Source organism: Geobacter anodireducens (genome assembly GCA_001628815.1).
GTDB lineage: Bacteria > Desulfobacterota > Desulfuromonadia > Geobacterales > Geobacteraceae > Geobacter > Geobacter anodireducens.
On record CP014963.1, the window covers coordinates 473427 to 492337 of the forward strand.

The window sequence follows — 18911 nt, forward strand, 5'->3', positions numbered from 1 at the left end:
GTTTGCGCAACGGATGCCGATACGTATGAGTAGTGTCACTTGTCCCGTTTTTGCGCAGACCGGGCGGGCTATTCCCCTCTCAGCGGAGCTCTGCATGGATTTCACAAAAATCTCCGCACTCCACCACCGCCTTCCTTCACCGGTGCGGCAGTTCATCGTGCTTCTTTTGATCATGTTTCTGATCGAAATGCTGCTCATGGCGGTTCTGCCCCATGTCACCGGGCGCGAAGTCGAGTTCGTGGAGGCATTCATCGACAGTCTGGGGCTCGTCACGTTCGGCGCGCCGTTCCTGTGGGCCTTCATCGTGCGCCCCCTGCGCCGCACGGCCGTTGCGGCCGTCTTCCGGGAGGAGGTGCTCCTCCGCCAGATGGTGGACGGGGTGATAACCTTCGGGGAAGACGGGATGATCCGCTCCCTCAATCCGGCCGCCGAGCGGATGTTCGGCTACCGGGACGCCGAGGCCGCCGGCATGGCCATCGACTGCCTGCTGTCGGCCGACGGGGGCTATTTCCGGTTCGCGGCGCAGGCATCCGGCGGCCAGGGCACGCGCCAACTCGCCTATGAACTGGAAGGGATCCGCCGGGACGGCAACCGCTTCGTTGCCGACCTCTCTGTCAGCCGGATCGTTTTTGAAGGTCGCCGGGCCGTGATCGGCATTGTCCGCGACATCACCGCCCGCAAGCGGGACGAGCAGAATCTCCTCGTCTTCAAACGGGCCATCGAGTCGAGCGTGAACGGTATCACCATCACCGACGCGGTCAATGGCGAGAACCTGATTATTTACGTGAACCCCGCCTTCGAGCGGATGACCGGCTATGCCGGGCACGAGGTCCTTGGGAAGAACCCGCGCTTTCTCAGGGGGAACGACCGGGACCAGGTGGAGCTCAGGAAGCTGGCCATGGCCCTGGAGGAGCGCAGGGAAGGCTACTTTGTCCTGCGCAACTACCGCAAGGACGGCAGCCAGTTCATGAACGAGCTCTACGTGGCGCCGGTGCGCGACCGTGATGGCGCGGTCACCAACTACATCGGCATCATGAACGATATCAGCGACCAGCGGCGCTACGAGGAACAACTGGTCTACCAGGCCAACCACGACCCCCTGACCGGCCTTCCCAACCGCAATCTCCTGCAGGACCGCCTGGGGCAGGCGCTCGCCCTGGAATCCTCCCGCCGTCGCAATCCCATCGGCGTCATGTTCCTGGATCTCGACAACTTCAAGAAGATCAACGATACCCTGGGGCACACGGTGGGGGACATGCTGCTCAAGGCCGTGGCCAACCGTCTGCGCAACTGCGTGCGCGGCGGGGACACGGTTTCGCGGCTGGGAGGGGACGAATACATCCTCATCCTTCCCAACGTGAAGGAAATGCATGATGTGACCACGGTGGCCAAGAAGCTGATCGGCCTCTTTTCCACGCCGTTCCTGCTCATGGGGCACGAGCTCTACATCACGGCCAGCATCGGCATCGCCCTCTTCCCCTCCGACGGCGACACGGTGGACGCGCTGCTCAAGAATGCCGATGCCGCCATGTATCATGCCAAGGAGCAGGGGAAAAACAACTACCAGTTCTATTCAGAGGAGATGAACACGCGGGTCTTCGAGCGGATGGCCCTGGAGACGAGCCTTCATCGGGCGATCCGGCAACAGGAGTTTCTGCTCTACTACCAGCCCCGGGTCGATCTGCGGACCGGAAGGATCAGCGGCGTGGAGGCACTGGTGCGGTGGAACCACCCGGAGATGGGGCTCGTGTCGCCGGCCAGGTTCATCCCCCTGGCCGAGGAAACGGGGCTCATCGTGCCCATCGGCGAGTGGGTCCTGCGCACCGCCTGCGCCCAGAACAAGGCGTGGCAGGAGGCGGGGCTCCCGCCACTGAGGATGGCGGTGAACCTTTCGGCCCGGCAGTTCCGCCAGGAAAATCTCATCCAGATGGTCGCCGACGTCCTGGCCGAAACGGGCCTCGATCCCCGCTGGCTGGAGCTGGAGCTGACCGAAAGCCTCCTCATGGAGCGGGCCGAGCAGTCCGTGTCGATCCTCCGTTCCCTGGCAGACATGGGGATCGACATCGCCGTGGACGATTTCGGCACCGGCTATTCGTCCCTGGGATATCTCAAGCGGTTCCCGATTACGAACCTGAAGATCGATCAATCGTTCATCCGCGACATAGCGAGCGATCCGGACGACGCTATCCTGGTGCGGACCATCATCACCATGGCCCACGGCCTCGGCATGAAGACCGTCGGCGAAGGGGTCGAGTCCCTTGAGCAGGTTGATTTCCTTTGCCGGCACGGCTGCGAGGAAGTGCAGGGATACTATTTCAGCAGGCCGCTTACCGCTGAGGGATGCGAGGAACTGCTACGGGAGGAGAGGTGCCTGGACCTCCGGGCGCTCCGGGATGGCGTGCCGGGGCAGATGAGTGAGGAGCGCATTCGCACTCTGGAGCCATCCGCGACTGACTGCCGCATTACAGCGTAAAATAGAATACTGCCCCGTTACCCTCTTCCCCCTGGGCCCAGATTGTGCCGCCATGGCGGGAGACGATCCGGTGGACCGTTGCGAGGCCGATGCCGTGTCCCGGGAATTCGCTCCGGCCGTGGAGGCGCTGGAAGGGAAGAAAGAGCTTGTCGGCCTGTTGTGACGAGAACCCCGCTCCGTTGTCCCGGACGAAAAACACGGTTTTCCCCTCCACCTCTTCCTTGCCGAATTCGATCACGGCCCGTTCCCGTTTGCCCGTGTATTTCCAGGCATTGCCCAGCAGATTCTCCATCACGACCCTCATGAGCCCCGGGTCGGCGGTCACGTCGGCGTTCTCGGCAATGGTGAACTCTGCTATGCGCTCCTGGTCCTTCATCCTGAGTTCCAGGGCGATCTCCTCGGCCAGCGTGCTCAGACTGACCGGCACCCGTTCCAACTCCACGCGCGCCACGCGGGAGAAGTCGAGCAGGGTGCCGATGAGACCGTTCATGCGCCCCGTCTCCTCCCCGATGTGACGCACGTAGCTGCGGCATTCGTCGTCGAGTTTGTCCGCGCAGACTTCGAGCAGAACGTCGCTGAATCCCCGGATCACGGTCAGGTGGGATCTCAGGTCGTGCGAGACGCTGTAGTTGAACGCCTCCAGGTCGCCGTTGGCCACTTCCAGGTCCATGGCCCGGGAGGCGAGGCTTTCGTTGAGCCGTTCGATCTGCCGGGCCGCACTCCGCTGCTCCGTCACGTCGGTCATGACCGACAGGGATCGCACGATTTTTCCCTCATCGTCCCGTTCAGACTCAGACGAAAGAAGGACGTCGATGACCTTCCCGCTGCTGGTCAGCAGGTGGAGCGGGATATCCCTGGTACATCCGGACCGGAGAAATTCCGGCACGACCGTGCCGAGCACGTACGCCCGTGATTCGTCGGTCATGAAGTCGGCGGAAAGCCTGCCCAGCACCTCGTCGCGCCGGTAGCCGAGGGTTTCCAGCCAGAAATCGCTCACATTGACGATTTTCCCTTCCCGGTCAATGGAGTGGAGCATGACCGGGGTCTTGTGGTAGAGGCTGCGGTAGCGCTTCTCGCTTTCTTTCAGGTCTCGGAACAGCAGATCGTAGGGGCGCTCCAGCCCCGTTTCCACCATGGCGCGGTAGATGAGCACGAAGCCGCCGAGCGTCAGGAGGTGCCCCGTCATGCCGATGAGGGTGGAGATGCCGGTGTTGAGGGCAAAAACGAAGCCGCTTGTCGCAAGGAAGACCAGGGAGAGCGAAAGCATCCGGAACACCCGGGAGTCGAAGTGCCGGCGCTTGGTCAGCAAGCCTGTCAGGGCAGCGAGGATGAAGATGCCGGCCAGGAACTCGGCTCCCTTTTTGACCGGGGTGAGCCCCACATCGTCCGAGAAGCAGGTGGGGAAGATGTCCCAGTGCAGGATCGACAGCAGGATGAAGGACGTCACGGCCGCGTAGGCGGTAACGGCCGCGGCGGGACTGAGCCGCTTTCTGACGAACAGCGGTGCAAGCGCCAGCGACGTTCCCTGGAGCAGCCGCGAGCCGATCCAGAGCTGGGTGGGGAGGTTCATGCCCGCGCCGGGGAAGATCCCCATTCTCGGGTAACTCAGGGCGTGGAACAGGGTAATGATCGCCACGAACAGGTGAGAGACGCCGATGAGCAGGATGCAGTGGTTATCGATCTGCCGCCGGGCGTGCCAGGCAACCATGAAGATGCCGCATCCCGCGACCACGGTGACGATTTCGGTAAGCGTATGAAATAGAAGATAGTTGACGCGGCTCGTCAGGACGAGCGCGGCGAGAAGCAGCATCACCAGGGCGAAGCGGGCGCTTCGCGATACGAGGTCGGAGCTGGTCATGTGTGGGGATGATCAGTTGTTGTTTTGACCCTGCTGATGGAGTTCGGGTCACAGGTACCATATCATTTCAAGCCGGCTTCGCAAGGAGCAGAATGCCCATTGTGGCCGGTGTTCCGGCCATGGCCGTCAGGCGCCGAACCATCCCGCCACGCCGCATGGGGCCGTGACGGGTTGTGCCGGGGCCGCCGGTTGGCGGCGGGCACAGGCACGGGGTGTTGCGGGTTCACACACAGATTGTTTGTATCACTGTCCTTCGTTTAGAGCAAGAGCGTACCTGTGATTGACAAACAGCGGCCCTTACACTATACAATCGTATTTTTGGGGAGGGCTTGTGGAACAGATCGACGATTCCAGGCTGCGCGGCATCATTCACGACCGGATCAAGGAACGGGGCGGGCGTATCACCGTTGCCGACTTCATGGCCGCGTGCCTGTATGAGCCGGGCCTTGGCTACTACACGTCCCCGGGCCGCAAGGTGGGCGCCGAGGGGGATTTCTACACCAGCATCAACGTCCATCGGGTCTTCGGCCGGCTCATCGGCCGGGAGGTCTGCCGGATGTGGGAGGTCATGGGATGCCCGGCGCCCTTCACCCTGGTGGAGGCCGGCGCCGGCCACGGCCGTCTGGCGGCGGATGTGCTGGACGCCGTCCGGGAGCTGAACCCGGAACTCTACGCCTGCCTCACTCTGCGGCTCGTGGAGGCGGAGCCGTCCCTGGCCGCAGCCCAGCGGCAGGTGCTGGCCGAGCACCTCGCCGGGTAGGGTGGAACGATCCGGCCGAGCTGATGGGGGGTACCCTCAGGTTCACCGGCTGCCTCTACTCCAACGAACTCATCGATTCCTTCCCGACCCACGTGGTGGAGATGACCCCTGCCGGATTGCGGGAGGTCTTCGTCACCGCCGCCGGCGACGGCTTCGCCGAACAGCTCGACCTTCCTTCGACGCCCGACTTGGCGGACTATTTCCGGCGGATCGACGTCAATCTCCAGCCGGGGCAACGGGCCGAGATCAACCTCAACGCATGCCGGTGGCTGGAGGGGGTCGCCCGTTGCCTGGAGCGGGGCTTCGTGCTGACCGTGGATTACGGTTTCCTCTCGCCCGAGCTTTACGGCCCCATGCGCCAGAACGGAACCCTTCTCTGCTACTTCCGCCACACGATCCAGGAAGACCCGTACCAGTGGGTCGGCCATCAGGACATCACGAGCCACGTGGATTTCACAACGCTCATCCTGCGCGGTGAGGAACTGGGGCTGCGCAAGGTCTGGTTCGGCGAACAGTACCGTTTTCTCATGGCAACGGGTCTCATGGAGGAGCTCATGACCCTGGAGGCGGCTGCCGCCACCGAAGAGGAGCGGATTAAAATTCGGCTGGTGCTGAAGAAGCTCGTCCTGCCCGAGGGGGGAATGGGCGATACCTTTAAGATCCTCGTGCAGGCCAAGGGGGTCGAGAATCCCCGCCTGCTCTGCATGCGCGACTGGAGCAAGCTCCTTTGACAGCCCCTGTTCGGGTGATAGACTGTTTCCTGCGGCGGCCCGTGCCGTTGAGTTTCCGGAGAGCCATCCCATGCTGACCGGCATCGACGCCATCGTGTTCGATTTGGACGGCACTCTCTACCAGAGCGAGTCGTTGGGAGTGCAGATCGCAGCCTGCGCCGACCGCTATCTGGCGGACCTGCTCCGTGTGAGTCCGGAAGAGGCGGGTGAGATTGTCCGGCGGGTCAGGCGCGAACTGACCGCCCGCTTCGGCAGGGAGGCCTCCCTGAGCGATGCCTGCCGGGAACTCGGCGGCGACCTCAGGGAGCTCCATCGCCGCTTTGCCGCCGAGGTGGCACCGGAACCCCACCTGCGGCGCGACAGTCGGGTGGTGCAATTCCTGCGCACCCTCGGCGCCAGCCGGGAGCTGTACCTCTACACCAACAACAACCGTGCCCTTTCCGGCCGAATCATGGATGCCATCGGCGTGACGGGGCTCTTCCGCCGTGTCGTCACCATTGAGGACAACTGGCGTCCGAAGCCTGACCTCCAGGCGTTGGACGCTCTGTTTGCCGACATCGGCCGGAAACCCTCCGAGTGCCTTTTCGTGGGAGACCGCTACGATATCGATCTGCGGCTTCCGGCGGAACTCGGCTGCTCGGTCTATCTCTCCCGCACCGTCGATGAACTGCTCGGCTTGACACTGCCACTCAGCGAGGGACCCCAATGAACGATCACGGCAAGGAAATGCTCGATGCCATCATGAGAGCCATGGAGATCGAGAAGGAGACCTTCGACTTCTATACACGGGCCGAGCACAAGACGTTCAATCCCGAGGGGAAGCGGATCTTCCGCTGGCTTGCCCGCACGGAGGAGCAGCACTACCTCACGCTCTCCGAACTGTATCAGTCCCTCCACAAAGAAGGGCGCTGGGTCTTCTACGGCGGTTCCACCGTCTCCCTCGAACCGGCCGGCCCGGACGAGAGGCAGGTGGCCTTCGACACCGACGATCGCCAGGCCCTGGAGATCGCCATGGCGATCGAGAAGAAGGGGATCGCCCACTTCGAAGAGCTCATGGAGAAGACCACCGACCCCCAGGGCAAGAGCATGCTGCGCACCCTGCGTGACGAGGAGGCGGAGCACCTGCGGATCATCATGGAAAAGCACAATGCCTTAAAACCGGCGGCCGGGGACCGGGAAACGTCATGCACGGTGACGTTCCGGATCGAAAAGGATACCCTCGGCGAGGTACGGGTTCCGGCGGCCGCCTACTACGGCGCCCAGACGGCCCGGCCGTGGAGAATTTTCCCATCTCCGGCCTGATGCCCCATCCGGCCCTCGTCCGGGCGACGGTACTGGTCAAAAAGTGCGCAGCCCAGGCCAACATGGCCACGGCGAGGCTCGACGTCCGGTGTGGGAACGCTATCGTCCGGGCGGCCGACGAGTGCCTGGCCGGCGCCTTTGATGCACACTTCGTGGTGGACCCGTTTCAAGCCGGCGCCGGCACTTCCCACAACATGAACGTGAACGAGGTGCTCGCCAACCGGGCCAATGAGCTGCTGGGGGAGGAACGGGGCGGATATGCCCCTGTCCATCCCAACGACCACGTGAACATGGCCCAGTCCACCAACGACGTCTTCCCCACGGCCATGCGCTTGGCGGCCCTTCGGCTGGCGGAGGATCTCAGGCCGGCCCTGGCCGGGCTCGTGGCCGCGCTTCGGAAAAAGTCCGCCGAATTCGACGACATCCTCAAAAGCGGCCGGACCCACCTGCAGGACGCGGTACCGATCCGCCTCGGTCAGGAGTTCGAGGCGTGGGCCCTGGCACTGGAGAAGAACCTGGCCGCCGTCGAGGGAGCAGTGCCGGGGCTCGCGGAACTGGGTATCGGCGGCACCGCGGCGGGTACCGGCATGAACGCCGAGCCCGCCTACATCGATCTGGTGGTGGCCGAGCTCGCCCGGGAAACCGGTTTTCCCCTCGTGCGCGGCGCGAACCTGGTGGAGCGGATGCAGAACATGGACCCCTTCGTGGCCCTCTCCTCCGCCCTCAAGGGGCTTGCCGTCAACCTGGCCCGCATCGCCAACGACCTGCGGCTCCTTTCCTCGGGCCCCCGGACCGGGCTGGCCGAGATTGCGCTGCCGGCGCTCCAGCCGGGCTCTTCCATCATGCCGGGGAAGGTCAACCCGGTCATGGCCGAGGTGACCGACATGGTCGCCTTTCAGGTCATGGGCGCGGACACGACGATCATGCTCGCCGCCCAGGCCGGGCAGTTGGAGCTCAATGTCATGATGCCGGTGATCGCGTTCAATCTCCTGTTCAGCCTGGAGATACTGAAGAATACGGTGCCCAGGCTGGCCGACGCCTGCATCGCCGGCATCACCGCAGACCGGGAGCGCTGTCTCGGCTACCTGGAACAGTCGGTGGGGCTTGCCACGGTGCTCGCGCCCTATATCGGCTATGCCGCGGCGGCTGAGGTTGCCAAGGAATCGACTGCCGCGGGCCGGAGCATCCGGCAGATCGTGGAAGACCGGCAGCTTCTGTCGGCCGGGCGGCTGGCGGAGATCCTCGATCCATTCCCGCTCACCAGCCCCGGCGTGCCGGGAGCCGCCCATCAAGCAGAGAACACAACCCAAGGAGGAGACAACAATGCTGGAAGACGTTAAGAAGGTTCTCGACCTGGTCCGCCCCGCGCTCCAGGCGGACGGCGGCGACGTGGAACTGGTTGAGGTTACCGATGACGGCGTGGTGAAGGTCAAGCTGGTCGGTGCCTGTGGCCACTGCCCCATGTCCACCATGACCCTCAAGATGGGGATCGAGCGGACCCTGAAGGAGAAGGTGCCGGGAGTGAAGGAAGTGGTGTCCGTCCAGTAGCGGACCTGCGGCGGATCGCTGGTAAAGGAGGATGGCATGGGTTACAAGGTCAAAACGTTTGGCATGGAGCTCCGTTCCCTCAAGGCCATGCAGGAGCTTTCCGCCCTGGATGCCATGGTCAACGCATTCGTAGCCGGAAACGGCGTGAAGCGGATCGTTTCCGTCTCCGACTCGCCGACCACCGATGACCAGGGCGAGACCATCGGCCTCGTCAGGGTGGTCGCCTACGAGGATTGAGAGGACGGCGGACGAAGCCGCCGGTGACTGCTGTCAAGGGGCGCGGGGAAACTCCGCGCCCCTTTGTTGCGTCATCCCGTCTTTCCTTGCTCCCCCGGCATGCCTGCGTTACCCTTGATGCAGGAGCAAGGAACATGTCCATCGTTCGCCGCAAAATGATTTTGGGCACCCCGCGCGCCCCCCGTTTTCTGAGGGTTTTCAGGAGGAATGCCGAGGCGGCCCATTCCCGGGGAAACAGGGTGAAGCTGTTCACGTCGGGGGCCGATTTCTTCCCGGCCATGCTCGGGGCCCTTGCCGAGGCGCGCCACCACATCCACGCCGAGTTCTACATCGTGCGCGACGACGCCACGGGCGCGGCCTTTGCCGAAGCGCTGCTGGCCGCTGCGGCACGCGGGGTGGAAGTCTCCCTTATTTACGACTACATCGGCTGTTTTGACACTCCTTCCGCCTACTTCCGCCGGCTGGAACGGGGCGGGGTTCGCTGTCTCGCCTTCAATCCCCCTCCCTTCAGGCGGGGGATCGCCTGGTTCGACAAGCGGGACCACCGCAAGATGGCCGTGATCGACGGGGAAACCGCATTCACGGGCGGAGTCAATATCGGCGACGAGTATTCGGGGTTCGGCTTCCCCTGCGAACGGTGGAGGGATGTGGGCATCCGGATCGACGGGCCGGCGGTCATGGATCTGTCGCAGCTCTTCCGGGAGTTCTGGCGTGACGAGAGGGGGAGCGCCTCTCCGGCCTGGCATCAGGAGCGCCCGCCCGTGGCCGCGGCCGGTGATGCCGACGTGATGGTCATCAGCGACGGCCCCTACCATGCCCGTTCCTTTATCCGTAACGCCTTCCGCATCGCCATGGCCGGCGCGGGCGAGTCGATCCGGATCATGAATCCTTACTTCGTGCCGGGCCCGGGTGGTCCGGTCGCTGCTGCGGGCCGTCCGGCGGGGCGTCAGGGTCCAGATCATCCTCCCGGCCAAGAGCGACGTCCCCATCGTGCGCCTCGTGAGCCGCAGCTATTACTCTCCGCTCCTGCGGGAAGGGATCGAGATATTCGAACGTCAGGGTCCGGTCCTTCACGCCAAGGTCATGCTCATCGACGACGCCTGGGGGGTGGTGGGGTCGGCGAATCTCGACCAGCGCAGCTTTCACCGCAACTACGAGGTGAACGCCATCGTTGCCAGCCACGAGTTCGGCAGCCAGGTAGCGGAAATGTTCGCCGAGGACCTTGCCGGATCGCGCCGGGTGGTCCTTGAGGAGCACGAGCAGCGCGGCTGGCATGTGCGCGTGCTGGAGCGTCTCTGCGGATCGGTGAGCTGGTTTCTGTAGCGTCTTCACCCTTGTCCCTCGTCCATTCCTGATGTACGATGGCCCAGGGCTCCCATGCCCCTGAAACGCCCTGTCCGGCGAGGTATTCCCATGACTAGAAAAGCCGTTGTCCTTTACAGTGGCGGCCTCGATTCCACTACCTGTCTCGCCATTGCGCGGGCCGAGGGATTCGAGCCCCATGCCATGAGTTTTTCCTATGGCCAGCGCCACAGCGTGGAGCTGGAGCTGGCCAAGAGGAATGCGCGGCCCGCAGGGGCCGTGGAACACATGGTGGTGGAGTTCGACCTGCGCAAGGTCGGCGGCAGCGCCCTGACCGCCGATATTGCCGTGCCCAAGGAGGGGGTGGGGGACGATATCCCGGTAACCTACGTGCCGGCCCGCAATACCATTTTTCTTTCCTTCGCCCTGGGGTGGGCCGAGGTGCTCGGCGCCTTCGACATATTCATCGGTGTCAATGCCCTGGATTATTCGGGCTACCCCGATTGCCGCCCCGACTACATCTCCGCATTTGAAACCATGGCCAATCTGGCGACTCGGGCCGGGGTGGAAGGGACGGACCGCTTCCGTATCCATGCCCCCCTCATGAGTCTCACCAAGGCGGAGATCATCCGGAAGGGGCTCGCTCTGGGGGTCGACTACGGGCTCACCCACTCATGCTACGATCCCTCCCCCGCGGGAGTTGCCTGCGGGCTCTGCGATTCCTGCCGCCTGCGGCTCAAGGGATTTGCCGAGGCAGGGGTGGCGGACCCGGTGAACTACGCAACCGTGGACCAGGGAACCGGGGCCGGGAAGGAAACTGCATGAGGACGAAGAAAACCGAAGATCCCCGATCCCTGATGCCCGACGCCCCTGCCCCGTCCGGCCCGATGCCTGATATGCAGACCAGCCGTGACACCCGCAAGATCCCCATCAGCAAGGTGGGGGTGAAGGACATCTCCTATCCCATCGTGGTGATGGACAAGAACCGGAAGTTCCAGCAGACCGTGGCCCGGGTGAACATGTACGTGGATCTCCCCCACCACTTCAAGGGAACCCACATGAGCCGCTTCATCGAGATTCTCAACGTCTACCGCGAGGACATCGGCCTGGACAAGATGGAGCCGATCCTCCAGGAGATGAAGAAAAAGCTCGGCGCATCCTCGGCCCATCTGGAGATCGAGTTCCCCTACTTTATCGAGAAGCGGGCCCCGGTGTCCGGAGCCAGGAGCCTCATGGAATATACCTGCACCTTCACAGGAACCTTGGGCGAAACGTTCGATTTCGTGCTCGGGGTCCAGGTGCCGGTCACTTCCCTGTGCCCGTGCAGCAGGGAGCTCTCGCGTTACGGCGCCCATAACCAGCGCAGCCATATTACGGTCCGGGTCCGGTATGCGGGCTTCGTCTGGATCGAAGACCTGGTGGACCTGATCGAGGGGTGCGGCTCCAGCCCGGTGTGGTCGCTCCTCAAGCGGGCCGACGAGAAATTCGTGACAGAACGGGCCTACGAGAACCCGAAATTCGTGGAGGATATCGTCCGTGAGGCGACCCTGGTCCTGGCCGCCCACGAGGCCATAACCTGGTTCTCGGTGGAGGCGGAGAATTTCGAGTCGATCCACAAGCATTCCGCCTATGCCGCCATTGAGCGGGATAAGCGAAAGGCATGAGCGTAGTTCATGTGCTCACGCACGTTCCTTGTTAACACTCGCCAAAGCATCTGTCGACGCCTCCCTGTGGATAACTGTGTGGAAAACCCTGGAAGTTGTGGATAACGCTAGCCGTTGTTCGCTGCAAACTCCCTGTTCATGAGCCTTCAGCCATGTCAAAAGCTCTGATGGTATTCGCCAAAAGGCCCATGGCCGGCCGGGTGAAGACACGGCTGACGCCGCCCCTCTCTCCCGGGGACGCCGCTGAGCTCTACCGGCGGATGCTTCTGGATATCCTTGCCACGTGTGCCCGAATGGCCGGCGTGGCTCTCCTGCTCTTCTACGAGCCGGGAGAGGGGAATGGACATTTCTTTGCAGAGACAGCTCCGGGGTGGGCATGTCGTGCCCAGGAGGGGGATGATCTGGGGGCGCGGCTCGATTCGGCCTTCCAGGTCGCTTTCGATGAGGGGTATGGTGAAGTTGCCGTGATCGGCACCGACTCCCCCGATCTGCCCGAGGAGTACGTGCGGCTGGCGTTCGAGCTGCTGGGTCGCCCCACGGTGGATGCGGTCTATGGTCCCTCGGAGGACGGCGGCTACTACCTGCTGGCCTTGAAGCGGTACCTGCCGGAGCTTTTCCGCCACATCCCCTGGTCCACGGGGAAGGTGCTGGAGCAGTCGCTGGCGCGGGCCGAGGCGGCAGGCGTGCGGGTCGAGCTTCTTCCTGTCTGGTATGATGTGGATACCGCCGCCGACCTGCGGCGTCCCGGGCTGGCCGGGGCCGGCGCAACGGCACCGCTTACGGCGGAATTCGTTTCCGGCCTTATTTCAGCACATCCACCAGATACCCAACCCCCTGCAGGTGAGAGATAACCTCCTGAATGTGCTCGAACCCCCGGGTCTCCAGCTCGATGAGGACCTCGGTCTTGCCGATGGGGAGCGATTTCGAGCGCCGGTCATGGGTGATGATGGAGATGTTGGCTTTCGCCTCGGCGATTTCCGTGGCAAGGCGCGCCAGGCGCCGGGGAGATCGTCCAGTTCCACCTTCAGTTTCAGGTAGCGCCCGGCAGCCACCAGACCCCGTTCCACCACCACCGAGATGGTCTTCACGTCGATATTTCCGCCCGACAGGACGCAGACCGTTTTCCCCGAGAGCTCCGCCACGCGCCGGTTGAGAAGCGCGGCCAGCGGGACGGCCCCGGCCCCCTCGACCAGGAGTTTCGTTCGCTCCAGCAGCGCCACGATGGCGAGGGCGATCTCCTCCTCTTCCACCAGGACCACCTCGTCCACCAAGTCCCTGATGATGGGAAAGGTGTTCACCCCGGGCTTCTTGACCGCAATGCCGTCGGCCAGGGTGACCGTCACGGGCACTTGGGCGATCTTCCCCTTTTGCAGCGAATAGTGGGCCGATGGGGCCGCTGCCGTTTCCACGCCGATGATCCGCACCTGGGGATGGGTCTCCCTGATGGCCGTGGCGATGCCCGCGATGAGGCCACCGCCGCCGATGGGGACGAGGATGTTGGCCACATCGGGAAGCTCCTGGAGAATCTCCAGGCCGATGGTGCCTTGACCGGCCATCACGAGCGGATCGTCGAAGGGGTGGACGAAAAGGGCGCCCCGTTCCTCCTGGGCCTGGACCGCCGCAGCGTACGCCTCGTCGAAGTTGCGGCCGGTGAGCACCACTTCGGCGCCGTAGTCCCGGGTGGCAAAGACCTTCTGCGGCGGCGTGCTTTCCGGCATGAACACCGTGGACGGCACTCCCAGCAGGTCGGCCGAGAACGCGACTCCCTGGGCATGGTTGCCGGCAGAAGCGGTAATGACGCCTTTTGCCAGGGCATCCCGCGCTGCGCCGTCATGAAGTTCAGGGCGCCTCGGATCTTGAAGGCACCGGTGCGCTGGAGGTTCTCGCACTTGAAGTAGATCGGGACTCCCAGTTTCTCGCTGAAGTGATGGGAGTGGATGAGCTCGGTGCGGCGGACCCGCTTCCTGAGCCGGTCGTCGGCTTCCTGGATCAGTGTGTAGGGGAGCATTGGGATTGCGCCTCCGGCCTGCTAGTGTGAATGCCCGTGATGATGTTCGTGGGGGCCGTGGGTGCAGTGCACATGGGAGTGGCTATGGTCGTCATGGCTCTGGCCGTGGCGCGGCCGGTGCCGGAGGTCCTTGATGACCGGCCCGTCCACGCAGCGGGTGCACTCGGCCTGGAGGGTCGTGTGGGTGATGTGGTACCGCTCGAGGAGCAGTTGTTCGATCTGCCGTAGAACCTCGGCCTGCCGTTCCTTGTACTCGGGCTTCACGTCCACGTGGGCGGACAGCGCCAGAATATGGGAGCAGATGGTCCAGATGTTCATCTGGTGAACGGCATTGACCCCTTCCACGCCGGCCATCTCGTCGGCCACCTGCCGTGTGCTCATCCCCCGGGGGACTCCCTCCAGCAGGATGTGCGACGCCTCCCGCAGCACCCGCCACGAGCCCGCGAAGATGACGCAGCCGATGCCGATGGAGATGAGGGCATCCAAGACGTACCAACCGGTGAAGTAAATGATGAGGCCGCCGACGATGACCCCCACCGAAGCCGCCGCGTCACCCACTACGTGAAGGAAAGCGCTACGGACGTTCAGGTCGTCGTGGGAGTGCCCATGGAGGGCCGTGGCCGAAATGAGGTTCATCACCAGGCCCAGGGTGGCGATGAGCAGCATCGGAAGGCTTTTTACCTCTTCCGGGTGAAGCAGCCGTCCCGCTGCCTCGTAAAAGATGCCCAGCGCCATGAGAAAGACCGTGGCGCCGTTGATGAACGAGGCAAAAACTTCCGCCCGGTGCCAGCCGAAGGTCCGGGTATCGCTGGCGGGGTATGAGGCGAGCTTGATGGCGGCCAGCGACAGCACCAGGGCGAAGAGGTCGAGAAACACATGGGCCGCGTCCGACAGGAGCGCGAGCGAGTTGGTCCAGATGCCGCCGGCCACTTCCGCCACGAGGGTCAGGGTCGTCAGGGCGATGGCATATTTCAGCCGTCCGGCAATGCTTCTGTCCAGATGAGAGTCTGCGTGCATCAGAGGTCTCCCGGGGCGGCACCACTTTTGTGGGGGTCGCTTGTCGGCGAAGTGTATCAAAGCGCCGACAGGCCGGTCAATGGTAAAGAACCCGTCTACGCTTGCAATTCCCCAAGGTTGCTGGTATCTTGTCGCGATAGTTTTTTGGAGGACGTTAATATGCAAACAGCCCACCATCGTCTCCTGATTCTCGGCTCCGGCCCGGCCGGCTACACCGCCGCCGTCTACGCGGCCCGCGCCAACCTGAGTCCAGCCCTCATCACCGGGCTCCAGCAGGGCGGCCAGCTCATGACCACCACCGAGGTGGACAACTGGCCCGGCGACCCGGACGGAATCCTCGGCCCGGATCTCATGGACCGGATGCGGCGCCATGCCGAGCGCTTCAACACCGCCATGATCTATGATCATATCCATACCGCCAATCTGCGGGAGCGCCCGTTCCGGCTCGAAGGGGATTCCGGTATCTACACCTGCGATGCGCTCATCATTGCCACCGGTGCGTCGGCACGTTATCTCGGGCTTCCTTCCGAAGAGGCGTTCAAGGGCAAAGGCGTATCCGCCTGCGCCACCTGCGACGGTTTTTTCTACCGCGGAAAGGCGGTGGCGGTCATTGGCGGCGGCAACACGGCCGTTGAAGAGGCCCTCTACCTCTCAAACATCGCCAGCCACGTCACGCTCGTCCATCGGCGCGACAAGCTGAGGGCCGAGAAAATTCTGGCCGACAAGCTGATCGAAAAGACCCGCGGCGGCAACGTCACCATCGAGTGGAACCACGTCCTGGATGACGTCCTCGGCGACCAGGCTGGGGTGACCGGCGTCCGCATCCGCCATGCGGACGGATCGACCAAGGAGATCGATGTCCACGGATGTTTCATCGCCATCGGGCATACTCCCAACACTCACCTTTTCGAGGGACAGTTGGAGATGGACGAGGGGTATATCCGTACCCAGTGCGGGGCCGAGGGGAACTTCACCGCCACGAGCATTCCCGGCGTCTTCGCCGCCGGCGACGTCCAGGACCGGCATTACCGCCAAGCGGTCACCTCCGCCGGAACCGGCTGCATGGCCGCCCTTGACGCCGAGCGCTACCTGGATATGCTCAAGCCCTGACCGCCATGCTCGCCAAAGCCCTCTCCAGCGCCCTGCTCGGGATCGACGCCGTCATCGTCGACGTGGAGGTGGACATCTCGCCGGGGCTTCCCCAGTTCGCCACCGTCGGCCTCCCCGACGGGGCGGTCAAGGAAAGCAAGGACCGGGTCAAGTCGGCCCTCAAGAACGCCGGGTACGATTTCCCGCCCCGGAAGATAACCGTCAACCTGGCGCCTGCTGACCTGAAAAAGGAGGGTGCCGCCTTCGATCTGCCCATCTCCGTCGGGATCCTCGCCGCCACCGGTGCCGTGAAAGATGAGCGGCTGAAGAAGTATCTCCTGCTGGGAGAGCTCTCCCTGGACGGAATCATCAAGCCCGTGCGCGGTTGTCTTTCGGTGGCCGTGGCAGCGCGCACCGCAGGGCTGGCGGGCATCATCGTCCCCCGGGAGAACGCGCCGGAGGGCGCGGTGGTGGCGGGCATCGACGTCATCGGTGTGTCGGAGCTGGCCGAGGTGGTCGAGTTTCTGAATGGCGAGCGGCGTATCGACCCCCATCGGGTCGATGTGGCGGAGCTCTTCGAGCGCAACGCCGGGACCGGCGACGATTTCGCCGAGGTGAAGGGGCAGGAGCACGCCAAGCGCGCCCTGGAAGTGGCTGCAGCCGGGTCGCACAACCTCCTCATGATCGGACCGCCGGGCTCCGGCAAAACCATGCTCGCCCGCCGGATCCCCACCATTCTCCCCAGGATGTCCTTCGAAGAGGCCATCGAGACAACCAAGGTGTACAGCATAACCGGACTGCTGGACCGGGAGCATGCTCTCATCGCCCAAAGGCCGTTTCGCAGCCCCCACCACACCGTTTCCGACATCGGGTTGATCGGCGGAGGCAATACGCCCCGCCCCGGCGAGGTCTCCCTTTCCCATTACGGCGTGTTATTTCTGGATGAGCTTCCTAACTTACAATATTGCTAGTATTCCTTCCTCTTTTCTCACAATTCCCCTAACACACCAGAACAACTAAACAATCCTGATTTTGAGCTGCAACTTTTCTGGTTGCTTTTCAACATTTCCCACATTTCCTGTGCAAATATTGGAAAATCACGCGACCGTGATAATCCTTAGAGAAAACGGCATGTTAACCATGGTTGCAGCATTTGTGGCAACTTTAAATGAAATATGTTGGATTTAAACATTTAAAGTTGCTTTTCAACTTATAGGGTGGTAAAGTAACATTTAACGCTGGTCGAATATTGTTGTTCTCTGTTTTGGGCATTTCAGATGGAGGGAATGTCATGGGTGATGAAACCGTCTTGCATGTGGTCGGCGGAGACGCCGGGAAACTGGAAATCCACCATGTCCTGCCAAAGGACGAGGCTGAACTCTTCGCCCGGATAGTCGAGGCGTACATGAGCCGGCAACTTGGTGCCCTTCGCCACAGTCCCAAGACGGTCATGCGGGACATGGCGGCGGTGAAGGATTTCGTGATGCACTCCCTCAAAGCTCCTTGGCGCTGGACGGAAGAGGATTTCGACAAATGGTGCGAGCACCTTGTCCGTGACAGGAACATCGTCGGCAGTTCTGAACGGACCTATCAGGGGGCCGTCAGGCGGTTCCTGGACTACCTGACGAAAAACGTGCGGTTCAGGAACGAGATCCAGCGGTTCTACAAAATCACCCCTGTCCAGATATGCAACGAGGACAACTGCATCCCCCACGCCTGCGAGCGCGAGCTGTCGCGTGAGCGACCCGCGATCACACACGGGGAAATCGACCATATTCTGGAAGTCTTCGACAAGGAGATAATCAGCGCCGGGAAGTTCGGCAGCAAGGACTTCTACCCGCTGATGCGCGACAAGGCGATGTTCTTCACCACCTACACCGGAGGACTGAGGGCTTCCGAATGCCTCGGCCTCGATATCACGTCCTTTTCACCGAACCCCAAGATCCCGGATCTGGGGGATTACGGCTTCATGTCCGTATGGGGCAAGGGAAGCAAGGGAAGCGGGAAAAGGCACCGTTATGTTCCTGTGACAAACCTTGACTTCCCCTCGTTGATGGATTGGTACCTGACGAAGGTTCGCCCCCGGTTCCTGCTTAACGCCGATCCCAACGAGGTGGCGTTGTTCCTCTCGGAGCGGGGCAAGCGGATGGCCCTTTCGACCTTCGAGGCGAGGTTCAAGCACGCGATGGAACTGTCTGGGCTTGAAGGCAGGGGGTTTTCACCGCATTGCCTGCGCCATTCCTCGGTATCGCATGAGTCGCTGAGGATGAGCCTGGAGGCCAACCGCAGGAAGCACGGCCATGTCTATGCGGCCACAACGCAGGGATATACCCACATCCCCGACGAAATCGTCAGCGAAGAGATGCGGGCCATCATCGAAAAACAGATAAGCCAGATAAAGGGAGAGGGGGAATAGGCATGGGCAAGGACGGTATGAACCTGAAGCTCACGAAGAGGCTTGTATGGAGGCTGCCGGTCCTGATGGCCGAGCACCGGATACGCACGGCGACCGAGCTCAAGAGACGGCTCGAAGCGCTGGGATACGAGATCACCAGCGTCCATGTGGCGAGGCTCGTCCATGACCGGCCGCAACGGATCAGCAGCGATCTTCTGGACGCCATCGTGACTATTTTCGACTGTACGGCAAACGAGATCCTGGCCGTCGAAATGGTGAACCCCGACGAGGAAGGCGGGGAGTCGATGGACCAGAAGGCCGCAGAATCGGTCCCGCGCGTAGGCAAGGCCGACAGGAAGCGCGAGGGCAAGCCGAAGCCGAAGGCCACCCGGGCAAACCTGCCGGAGGGAGTGAGTCTGGAAAACATCACTGGACCGAAACTGCGCGCGATCCCCAACCCGTACAAGAAGGACAGGTAGGGCATGTCCCGCCACGGCCGGAAAATAGCGCAAGCCTGCGGGTGCTGC

At 62.8% G+C, this 18911-nt stretch carries 12 protein-coding genes and 6 pseudogenes; 15 read left to right on the plus strand and 3 right to left on the minus strand.

Annotated features, from left to right (window positions below):
* Positions 1-94: 94 nt before the first annotated feature.
* Positions 95-2473: a diguanylate cyclase gene (locus tag A2G06_02205; GenBank protein ANA39392.1), complete on the plus strand. Its 2379-nt coding sequence runs from the start codon at positions 95-97 to the stop codon at positions 2471-2473.
* On the opposite strand, the gene A2G06_02210 is transcribed toward A2G06_02205, so the two are convergent.
* Positions 2463-4331, minus strand: coding sequence for a PAS domain-containing sensor histidine kinase (locus A2G06_02210; protein ANA39393.1), 1869 nt, complete (start codon positions 4329-4331; stop codon positions 2463-2465). The genes A2G06_02205 and A2G06_02210 overlap by 11 nt on opposite strands.
* Before the next feature lie 331 nt (positions 4332-4662).
* Between A2G06_02210 and A2G06_02215 the strand changes: the two are divergent.
* The 10 genes and pseudogenes from A2G06_02215 (at position 4663) to A2G06_02260 (ending at position 12726) form a co-directional block, all read left to right on the plus strand.
* Positions 4663-5822, plus strand: a pseudogene (locus tag A2G06_02215) (hypothetical protein).
* 70 nt (positions 5823-5892) lie between these two features.
* On the plus strand, positions 5893-6531 hold the full coding sequence (locus tag A2G06_02220) for an HAD family hydrolase (protein ANA39394.1): 639 nt from the start codon (positions 5893-5895) through the stop codon (positions 6529-6531).
* Positions 6528-6980, plus strand: a pseudogene (locus A2G06_02225) (ferritin). Before A2G06_02220 ends, A2G06_02225 begins: the two are co-directional and overlap by 4 nt.
* Positions 6981-7013: 33 nt before the next feature.
* Positions 7014-8464: pseudogene (gene aspA / locus A2G06_02230) on the plus strand (aspartate ammonia-lyase).
* Complete coding sequence (locus tag A2G06_02235) at positions 8448-8672, plus strand: hypothetical protein (GenBank protein ID ANA39395.1); 225 nt, start codon at positions 8448-8450, stop codon at positions 8670-8672. The pseudogene aspA and the gene A2G06_02235 overlap by 17 nt, the downstream one beginning before the upstream one ends.
* 36 nt (positions 8673-8708) lie before the next feature.
* Entirely contained in the window at positions 8709-8909 is a 201-nt protein-coding gene (locus A2G06_02240; GenBank protein ID ANA39396.1) for a hypothetical protein, read from the plus strand.
* 134 nt (positions 8910-9043) lie between these two features.
* Positions 9044-10232 (plus strand): annotated as a pseudogene (locus A2G06_02245) (cardiolipin synthase B).
* Between the two features lie 90 nt (positions 10233-10322).
* Positions 10323-11036 (plus strand): 7-cyano-7-deazaguanine synthase, encoded by a 714-nt coding sequence (locus A2G06_02250; protein ID ANA39397.1) that lies wholly within the window; start codon positions 10323-10325, stop codon positions 11034-11036.
* 62 nt (positions 11037-11098) lie between these two features.
* Entirely contained in the window at positions 11099-11875 is a 777-nt protein-coding gene (locus A2G06_02255; GenBank protein ID ANA41571.1) for a GTP cyclohydrolase FolE2, read from the plus strand.
* A gap of 167 nt (positions 11876-12042) precedes the next feature.
* Positions 12043-12726, plus strand: coding sequence for a hypothetical protein (locus A2G06_02260; GenBank protein ID ANA41572.1), 684 nt, complete (start codon positions 12043-12045; stop codon positions 12724-12726).
* Here the strand turns inward: A2G06_02260 and A2G06_02265 are convergent.
* Positions 12677-13883, minus strand: a pseudogene (locus A2G06_02265) (threonine ammonia-lyase). The gene A2G06_02260 and the pseudogene A2G06_02265 sit on opposite strands and share 50 nt — an antisense overlap.
* Positions 13884-13904: 21 nt before the next feature.
* A complete protein-coding gene (locus A2G06_02270; protein ID ANA39398.1) occupies positions 13905-14900 on the minus strand; it encodes a cation transporter in 996 nt (331 codons plus the stop codon).
* 159 nt (positions 14901-15059) lie between these two features.
* Here A2G06_02270 and A2G06_02275 point away from each other — a divergent pair, with 159 nt between their 5' ends.
* From A2G06_02275 to A2G06_02290, 4 genes and pseudogenes are all read left to right on the plus strand, one after another.
* The gene (locus A2G06_02275) at positions 15060-16010 is read left to right on the plus strand and encodes a thioredoxin-disulfide reductase (GenBank protein ID ANA39399.1); all 951 of its coding nucleotides are present in this window, start codon (positions 15060-15062) and stop codon (positions 16008-16010) included.
* Positions 16011-16015: 5 nt separating this feature from the next.
* A pseudogene (locus A2G06_02280) lies at positions 16016-16942 on the plus strand (ATP-dependent protease).
* A gap of 338 nt (positions 16943-17280) precedes the next feature.
* Positions 17281-18405, plus strand: coding sequence for a hypothetical protein (locus tag A2G06_02285; protein ID ANA39400.1), 1125 nt, complete (start codon positions 17281-17283; stop codon positions 18403-18405).
* 2 nt (positions 18406-18407) lie between these two features.
* Positions 18408-18863 (plus strand): hypothetical protein, encoded by a 456-nt coding sequence (locus A2G06_02290; protein ANA39401.1) that lies wholly within the window; start codon positions 18408-18410, stop codon positions 18861-18863.
* Positions 18864-18911: the final 48 nt, after the last annotated feature.

Bases quoted from the DNA above. Each gene is read 5' to 3' on its own strand.
- A2G06_02205 (ANA39392.1), top strand. From the start codon at position 95: ATGGATTTCACAAAAATCTCCGCACTCCACCACCGCCTTCCTTCACCG.
- A2G06_02210 (ANA39393.1), bottom strand. From the start codon at position 4,331: ATGACCAGCTCCGACCTCGTATCGCGAAGCGCCCGCTTCGCCCTGGTG.
- A2G06_02220 (ANA39394.1), top strand. From the start codon at position 5,893: ATGCTGACCGGCATCGACGCCATCGTGTTCGATTTGGACGGCACTCTC.
- A2G06_02235 (ANA39395.1), top strand. From the start codon at position 8,448: ATGCTGGAAGACGTTAAGAAGGTTCTCGACCTGGTCCGCCCCGCGCTC.
- A2G06_02240 (ANA39396.1), top strand. From the start codon at position 8,709: ATGGGTTACAAGGTCAAAACGTTTGGCATGGAGCTCCGTTCCCTCAAG.
- A2G06_02250 (ANA39397.1), top strand. From the start codon at position 10,323: ATGACTAGAAAAGCCGTTGTCCTTTACAGTGGCGGCCTCGATTCCACT.
- A2G06_02255 (ANA41571.1), top strand. From the start codon at position 11,099: ATGCCTGATATGCAGACCAGCCGTGACACCCGCAAGATCCCCATCAGC.
- A2G06_02260 (ANA41572.1), top strand. From the start codon at position 12,043: ATGGTATTCGCCAAAAGGCCCATGGCCGGCCGGGTGAAGACACGGCTG.
- A2G06_02270 (ANA39398.1), bottom strand. From the start codon at position 14,900: ATGCACGCAGACTCTCATCTGGACAGAAGCATTGCCGGACGGCTGAAA.
- A2G06_02275 (ANA39399.1), top strand. From the start codon at position 15,060: ATGCAAACAGCCCACCATCGTCTCCTGATTCTCGGCTCCGGCCCGGCC.
- A2G06_02285 (ANA39400.1), top strand. From the start codon at position 17,281: ATGGGTGATGAAACCGTCTTGCATGTGGTCGGCGGAGACGCCGGGAAA.
- A2G06_02290 (ANA39401.1), top strand. From the start codon at position 18,408: ATGGGCAAGGACGGTATGAACCTGAAGCTCACGAAGAGGCTTGTATGG.